Source organism: Dietzia cercidiphylli (assembly GCF_014145145.1).
Lineage (GTDB): Bacteria > Actinomycetota > Actinomycetes > Mycobacteriales > Mycobacteriaceae > Dietzia > Dietzia natronolimnaea.
On the sequence record NZ_JAALEA010000015.1, the window covers coordinates 1 to 7,114 of the forward strand.

The 7,114-nt window shown below is 70.4% G+C and carries 7 protein-coding genes and 2 tRNA genes; 4 read left to right on the forward strand and 5 right to left on the reverse strand.

Annotation, left to right across the window (positions count from 1 at the left end):
* On the reverse strand, positions 1–518 hold a 518-nt coding region (locus tag G6028_RS00790), incomplete at its 3' end, for a response regulator (RefSeq protein WP_182638652.1).
* Positions 515–1,828, reverse strand: a complete 1,314-nt coding sequence (locus tag G6028_RS00795; RefSeq protein WP_182638651.1) for an ATP-binding protein — start codon at positions 1,826–1,828, stop codon at positions 515–517. The genes G6028_RS00790 and G6028_RS00795, both read right to left, overlap by 4 nt.
* Before the next feature lie 95 nt (positions 1,829–1,923).
* On the opposite strand from G6028_RS00795, the gene G6028_RS00800 reads away from it, so the two are divergent.
* The 3 genes from G6028_RS00800 to G6028_RS00810 are packed head-to-tail and all read left to right on the forward strand — an operon-like array spanning position 1,924 to position 5,080.
* Positions 1,924–2,901 (forward strand): Bug family tripartite tricarboxylate transporter substrate binding protein, encoded by a 978-nt coding sequence (locus G6028_RS00800; protein WP_182657720.1) that lies wholly within the window; start codon positions 1,924–1,926, stop codon positions 2,899–2,901.
* Entirely contained in the window at positions 2,898–3,548 is a 651-nt protein-coding gene (locus G6028_RS00805) for a tripartite tricarboxylate transporter TctB family protein (RefSeq protein WP_182638649.1), read from the forward strand. The genes G6028_RS00800 and G6028_RS00805 overlap by 4 nt, the downstream gene beginning before the upstream one ends.
* Positions 3,536–5,080 (forward strand): tripartite tricarboxylate transporter permease, encoded by a 1,545-nt coding sequence (locus tag G6028_RS00810; protein ID WP_179523177.1) that lies wholly within the window; start codon positions 3,536–3,538, stop codon positions 5,078–5,080. The genes G6028_RS00805 and G6028_RS00810 overlap by 13 nt, the downstream gene beginning before the upstream one ends.
* A gap of 64 nt (positions 5,081–5,144) precedes the next feature.
* Here the strand turns inward: G6028_RS00810 and G6028_RS00815 are convergent.
* Positions 5,145–5,218, reverse strand: a tRNA-Met gene (locus tag G6028_RS00815).
* Positions 5,219–5,260: 42 nt separating this feature from the next.
* A tRNA-Thr gene (locus G6028_RS00820) sits at positions 5,261–5,333 on the reverse strand.
* Between the two features lie 129 nt (positions 5,334–5,462).
* Between G6028_RS00820 and G6028_RS00825 the strand changes: the two genes are divergently transcribed.
* Positions 5,463–6,185: a glycosyltransferase family 2 protein gene (locus G6028_RS00825; protein WP_182657722.1), complete on the forward strand. Its 723-nt coding sequence runs from the start codon at positions 5,463–5,465 to the stop codon at positions 6,183–6,185.
* Between the two features lie 66 nt (positions 6,186–6,251).
* On the opposite strand, the gene G6028_RS00830 is transcribed toward G6028_RS00825, so the two are convergent.
* Positions 6,252–7,082, reverse strand: a complete 831-nt coding sequence (locus G6028_RS00830; protein WP_338404114.1) for a prenyltransferase — start codon at positions 7,080–7,082, stop codon at positions 6,252–6,254.
* Between the last annotated feature and the right edge of the window lie 32 nt (positions 7,083–7,114).

The following is a 7,114-nucleotide window of genomic DNA, read 5'->3' on the forward strand; positions in this document are numbered from 1 at the left end:
TCCGGTGCCCGGGTCGGCCCCTCCGTCGCCGGGGCCGTGGGCCCCACGCCCGCCCCCCTCCGCAGCAGGGCGTCGATCTCCCCCTGCCCGAACGAGTCGAGCTCGGCCGGCGGCCCGGCGGCGAACTCGGACCGGAACCGCTCCAGTCGCTCGACCATCGCGGCCCTGGTGAAGGGCTTGACCAGATACCCGGCGACCTGTCCGGACAGCGCCTGCCGAACGGTGATGCGGTCCCGCAACGAACTCACCACGATCACACTGATCGGGCGGCGGGAGATCGTCCTGATCCGGTGCAGCACCTCGATCCCGCTGAACCCCGGCAGGCCGATGTCGAGTAGCACCAGGTCGATCCCGCCACCGGCCACCCACCCCACCGCCCCCTGCCCGTCGGCGACCGCGGCGGTCACGCCGAAGCCCGCGACGCCCTCCACGTACCGACTGTGCAGGCGCCGCGCGACGGGATCGTCGTCGACGATGAGCGTCCGGATGACGCGGCCGCCCTGTCCCTCGTCCGTCATCGTCCCCCCCGCAGCCGTACGGTGACCAGCGCCCCACCGGCCGGCGACCTGCCCACCTCGATCTCACCATCCCGGTCCAGCACGATCTGCCAGACCACCGCCAGGCCCACGCCGCGCGTCGCGTTCCGGCCACCCGGCTCCTTGGTGGAGTAACCGTGCTCGATCATCGTCGGAAGCGCCTCCGGGTCCAGGCCCGGCCCGTCGTCACCCACCGCCACCTCGGTGCCGAACTCGTCCGCCAGCACCAGAACCTGGACGTGGCCCCCGGGCCCCGCCGCCTCGACGGCGTTGATCACCAGATTGGCGATGAGCGAGAGGTCGTCGCCCCCGAGCTCACCTGCGCTCGTCGAGGTCAGGGGGTCGATCTCCAGCAGTCCCCCCTGTGTCCGGTACTCCGCCGCCATCTCCCCCAACACCGCGCGCAGGCGCGGATCCTCGACGCCCCCGTCGCGGGTGTCCGCACCGGTGATGGGGGCCAGCTCCGCCAGGTAGTCCAGTGCCGCGTCGGCCTCGCCGCTCTCGACCAGCCCGTACACCGCATGGATGCGGGTCCGGAACTCGTGGGTCTGCTCGCGCAGAGCCCGGGACAACCGTCGCTGCTCCCCCAGTTCGGCGTTCTCCGCCTCCAGCCTGCGGACCCGGGCGCCGATCGCCGCCGAGACCCCGGCCGCCCCGGTCAGCCCGACCAGCACCGCCAGCAACACCCACGGTGCCATCGCCGTGAGACTCGACCGCAGGTCGGCGGCGATCTCCGATTCGAGCACCCCGACCGATGCCGCGCCGACCACGTCACCGTCGCGGTACACGGGCACCTTGGCACGCAGGGTCGGACCGAGCGTCCCCTCCTCGGTGCCGACGAAGGTGGCTCCCGCCAGGACGTCCGACGGGTCGGTCGAGACCGGTCGGCCACGCTCCCCTGCCACCGGGTGGGTTATCCGGATCCCCCGCGCGTCACTGATCACGACGTAGTCGACGCCGGACGCCTGCTGGATCAGCTCGGTCAACGGTTGCAGCTCCTGCTCGGCGTCACCCCGCCCGATGGCCACCCGCACCTGGTCGAGATCCGCGAGGCTACGCGCGACCGCGAGGACCCGCTCGGTCGTGGCCTCGCGCACCTGCCGCTCCTGGGCCCGGGCCGCGGCGAAGGCCGTCAGGCCCACGCAGGTCACCACGACAGCGCACTGGATCAGCAGCACCACGAGGAGCCGGAACCGCCGGCTGAGCAACCACTCCGAGTACCGCGCCACCCCGCTCCTCCCCTCGCCCGCACCGCCACCGTCCGGCCCGACGGCGTGAGCATCAATGAGCACAAAGACTAGTTGTGCCCCACATCACACGTCGCCGATCCATGCTCAGCTCATCCCTCGGTGGCGCTCATGCCATCGACCACCTGGAAGGACCGTTGATGCGACACCCCTTCGCCCGCATCCTGACCGTGGTACTCGCCGTCGGGCTCACCACGGCCGCGGCGACCGACGCCAGCCGATCCGGAGGCGGCGACAACCCGCGGACCCAACTGAGCATCATCCCACCGGCCGCCCCCGGGGGCGGGTGGGACACGTTCGGCAGGGAAGCTCAGCAGGCACTCATGACCAACGGGATCGTCAACGCGGTGCGGGTCCGCAACGTCCCGGGCGCGGCCGGGACCATCGGACTGACCCAGTTCGTCCAGCTCGCCGGACGCACCGACTCACTGCTGGTCACCGGCGGCGTCATGGTGGGCGGGGTGATCCTGCAGGATTCCGACGCCACGCTCGAGGACACGACGCCGATCGCCCGCCTCGCCGACGACTACAACGTGCTGGTGGTCCCGGCGGACTCCCCGTACCAGACCCTCGACGAGTTCCTCGCGGCATGGCGTGAGCATCCGGGCATGGCGATCGCGGGCGGGTCGCTCGGGAGCATCGACCATCTGCTCACCGGCATGCTCGCCGACGCCGCCGGCATCGACCCGGCCCTCGTCAACTACATCGCCTATTCCGGTGGTGGGGAGGTCGTGAGATCGATGATCAGCGGCTCCGCGGTGGGCGCCATCTCCGGCGCCAACGACTTCGACGCCCAGATCGAGGCGGGCGAGCTCCGTGCGCTCGGGGTCTCGTCGGCGACCCCGGTCGAGGAGCTGTCGACCCCGACCTTCATCGAACAGGGAGTGGACGTGTCCATGTCGAACTGGCGCGGACTGGTCGCCCCACCGGACATCCCGGACGAGGTCCGGGACGAGCTCATCGCGATCATCGCGGAGATGCGCGAGACCGACGAGTGGCGCGACACCCTCGGGCGCAACAACTGGACCGACGAGTTCATGGCAGGTGACGAGTTCGCACGGTTCCTCGACGCGGAGATCGCCACGACCGAAGACATCATCAGGGAGCTGGGGCAATGACACTCTTATCCGACCAGACGAGCACGGCGGTCCCGCCGGCCCGGTCCGGCGACCGGAGGCGGTGGTGGCGCGACCGGACCGAGCTCGGGTTCGCCGCCGGCGTACTCGCGCTCGCAGTGTTCATGATCGTGCAGATCATCACCATGGATGTCCCCGAGGGCGTGGGAGCACCCGGGCCGCGGTTCGTCCCCGCCCTCGTGGCCGGATTCCTGATCCTGACCGGCGGACTGCTGGCGATCAACGTCATCCGCACCCCTCGGCACACCGCGGCCACCTCGACCATGGGTCAACTGTCCACCGACATGCTCGAGGACCTGGCCGCGATCGACGACCCCGTCGACTCCCCCACCACGACGTCGCCGGTACCCGCCGCCGACCCGGAGTACGTGCCCGTCGACTACCGCACCACCGGAATCGTGATCGCCGCCCTCATCGGGTTCGCGTTCCTGCTCCAGCCCGTCGGCTGGCTGGTCACCGCCAGCGCGCTGTTCTGGATCGTGAGCCGCGCGCTGGGGAGCAGACGGCCGGTCTTCGACATCGCCGTCTCGGTGATCTTCGCCTCCGTCATCCAGATCGCGTTCTCGGCCGGGCTCGGCCTGGGACTGCCCGCCGGAATCCTCGAAGGAGTCGTGCCGTGGAGCAACTGAGCCTGCTGGGCGAGGGCCTCGCCGGGGTGCTCACCCCGATGAACCTCACCCTCCTGCTGATCGGTGCCCTCCTCGGCACCGCGGTCGGTGTCCTACCGGGACTCGGCTCCGCGATGGCGGTCGCCCTGCTCCTGCCGGTCACCTTCACCCTCGACCCGACCGGCGCCTTCATCATGTTCGCCAGCATCTACTTCGGCGGACTGTTCGGCGACTCGACCTCCGGGATCCTGCTCAATACACCGGGCAACTCGTCCGCCATAGCCACGACGTTCGAAGGGCACCGGATGGCCAAGAGCGGCCGGGCGGCCAAGGCCCTGGGGATCTCGGCGATCGGTGCGTTCACGGGCGGCATGATCGCGTGCGCCTGCGTGGTGATGTTCTCCCCCTATCTGATCGTCCTCGCCCGGGCGTTCTCGTCACCGGAGTACTTCGCTCTGGCGGTGTTCGCCTTCGTCGCCATCTCGGCGGTGGTCGCCGAGTCCGTCGTGAGGGGACTCGCCGCGCTCGGGCTGGGTCTCGCTCTCGCCCTGGTCGGAACCGACTCGATGACCGGCACCCAGCGATTCACGCTGGACAACCCGTCCCTGTTCGAGGGCATCTCGATCATCGTGATCACCGTGGGCCTGCTGGCCCTCGGCGAGGTGCTGCACCAGGCGTCGCGGATCCACCGCGAGGCGCACATCGGCGGTCCGGTGACCACCGAGGGCTCACCGTTCCCGACCCGGAAGGAGATGCGCAGAATCGTCCCCGCCTTCCTCCGCGGCACGGCGTTCGGTCTGCCCTTCGGCACGATCCCGGTCGGCGGCTCCGAGGTCCCGACGTTCCTCGCCTACGGCACCGAGAAGGCACTGGCCGCGCGGCGCCACGACCCCGACTTCGGCACCCGCGGCGCGCTCCAGGGCGTCGCCGCACCCGAGGCCGCGGGCAATGCCACCGCCGGCAGCGCGATGGGGGCGCTGCTCGTCCTGGGCCTGCCGACCTCGGCGACCGCCGCCATGATGCTGGCCGCGTTCCAGCAGTACGGGATGCAGCCCGGTCCCCTGCTGTTCGAGACGAGCGCCGCACTGGTCTGGCCGCTGCTGGCCAGCCTGTTCGTCGGCCTGATCATCCTGTTGATCATCAACCTGCCGTTCGCGGCCGTGTGGGCGAAGCTGCTGCTGATCCCCCGCCACTACCTGTACGCCGGGGTGACGGTCATCGCGATGCTCGGCACCTACGCGATCTCCTCGTCGACGCTCGATCTCTGGATGGTGATCGCGATCGGCATCGTGGGATTCCTCATGCGCCGGTACTCGATCCCGCTGGCCCCGGTGCTGATCGCAGCGATCCTCGGACCGCTGGCGGAGCTCGAACTGCGTCGGTCGCTCGCGCAGTCCGAGGGCGATGTGTCGATCCTGTTCTCCTCGACCATCACCCTCACGCTGTACGCGTTGCTGGCGGCGGCCGTCGCGGCGAGCATCATCCAGCACACCCGGCACCGTCGTCGTCGGCGCGTGGAGGCCGCCGAACGGGTGGAGCCCGCCGCTCGGTGAGGGAACCGCGGGACACGACGAAGGCCGCCCACGACACGTGGGCGGCCTTCGTGATCCTGATCGGTACCGGTGGGGGGACTCGATCCCCCGACCTCACGATTATGAGTCGTGCGCTCTAACCAGCTGAGCTACACCGGCATGCCCTGCCAGTCGGGCGATCGAACCGCCCCGCACAGTGCGAGCCCCCTGACGGAATCGAACCGTCGACCTTTTCCTTACCATGGAAACGCTCTACCGACTGAGCTAAGGGGGCCGGCCACTCCGGTTCGCGAATCACTTCGCGGCTCGGGGTGAAAGCCTCTAGCAGATTACACACAGGCTCGAACGGGGCACAAATCGCCCGGTTGGATGGGGTCGGCGCCCCGCTGGCAGGATGAGGGGCATGCGCATCTCCGTGGTCGTCCCCGTCCTCGACGACGCCCACGAGCTCGCCGGGTGCCTCGCGGCCCTGCGTCGCCAGACCAGGACACCGGACGAGATCGTGGTGGTGGACAACGGTTGTGCCGACGACAGTGCCGAGGTGGCCCGCGACGCCGGGGCCAGGGTGGTCACCAAGGCCGTGCGGGGCATCCCCTCGGCCACGGCCACCGGTTACGACTCGGCCTCGGGAGACGTGATCGCCCGCCTGGACGCGGACTCCCGCCCGGGCCCGGACTGGGTGCAGCGGATCGACAAGGCGTTCACCGAGGACCCCGAGCTCGTGGCGATCTCCGGCCCGGGCGAGTTCATCGGGCTCAGCGGCTGGCGGGCCCGCGCCGCCCGGCTGCTCTACATGGACGCGTACTTCGTCTCCGTGGGCGCCGCGATGGCGCACCCGGTGCTGTTCGGGTCGAACCTGGCGATGCGGCGCGAGGCCTGGGATCGCGTGCGGGACGGGGTGAACCGATCGGACCCGGAGCTGCACGACGACATCGACCTGTCGTTCCAGTTCGGTGCCGCCGACCGCCTCCGGGTGGACCGGTCGCTCACCGTGGGCATCTCGGCGCGCCCGTTCGACGATCCCGCCGCGATGCGCCGGCGGTTCTCCCGCGCGTTCCGGACGATCGCCCGCAACTGGCGCATCAGCCCGCCCTCGCAACGCTGGATGGCCCGCGTCCAGCGCTGAGGCCTCAGGCGCGTCCTCGACGTGCGCGCCCCGGAGGTCGCGTGACCGCGGGGGCGGCGAGCGGCGTCAGGACCAGACGAGCACCGACCACAGAACGATCTGCGACACGCAGAAGCCCGCCAGCATGTTGAGCACCAGGAAGCGCTTCCAGCCCTCGTTGGTGCGCTCGGCATCGGCGTCGGTGACCCCGACATAGGCCGCCACGGTGGCGAGGTACGGCAGGATCGCGAAGGCTGCCCCGGAGGCCGGCCACGGCGCCGCCGCCAACAGGACGACCACCGCCGCGGCGTAGCAGGCCAGCGCGAACCACACCGCGGCCCGGGCCCCGAGCACGGTGGCGACGGACTTCAGGTCCGCCTCGCGGTCGAAGCGGACGTCCTGCACGGCCCCGAAGGCCTGCGAGGCCGCACCCCACAGCATGAACGCGATCAGGCACACCCACACCCCCCCGGTCAGTTCCGCACCGGCGATGGTCCAGCCGACGATCGCCGGGGAGACGAAGTGGAACGCGGAGGTGAGCGAGTCCAGGAACGGGATCTCCTTGAACCGCAGCCCCTTGGCGCTGTAGGCGATCACCGCGAACGCGCTCGCGGCGAGCCACAGGGACGACTCCACCGTCCCCGTCAGCACCAGGTACACGAGGAACGGCACGGTGGTCACCGCCGAGGCCACGAGGGTGGCCGTGTGACGGGACCGCTCGAGCACCGACCCCTCGACCCCGCCCTTGCGGGGGTTGCGCAGGTCGGACTCGTAGTCGAAGACGTCGTTGATCCCGTACATCGCGAGGTTGTACGGCACCAGGAAGAAGATCGTGCCGATCACGCCGACGAGGTCGAACCCCCCGGTGGCCAGGAAGTACGCCAGGGCGAACGGCGCGGCGGTGTTGACCCACGACACCGGCCGGGACGACCAGAACAGCGTGGTGAGCA

What these genes read in the sequence shown, in the direction of transcription:
- G6028_RS00805 (WP_182638649.1), top strand. Translation starts at nt 2,898, where the DNA reads ATGACACTCTTATCCGACCAGACGAGCACGGCGGTCCCGCCGGCCCGG.
- G6028_RS00800 (WP_182657720.1), top strand. Translation starts at nt 1,924, where the DNA reads ATGCGACACCCCTTCGCCCGCATCCTGACCGTGGTACTCGCCGTCGGG.
- G6028_RS00825 (WP_182657722.1), top strand. Translation starts at nt 5,463, where the DNA reads ATGCGCATCTCCGTGGTCGTCCCCGTCCTCGACGACGCCCACGAGCTC.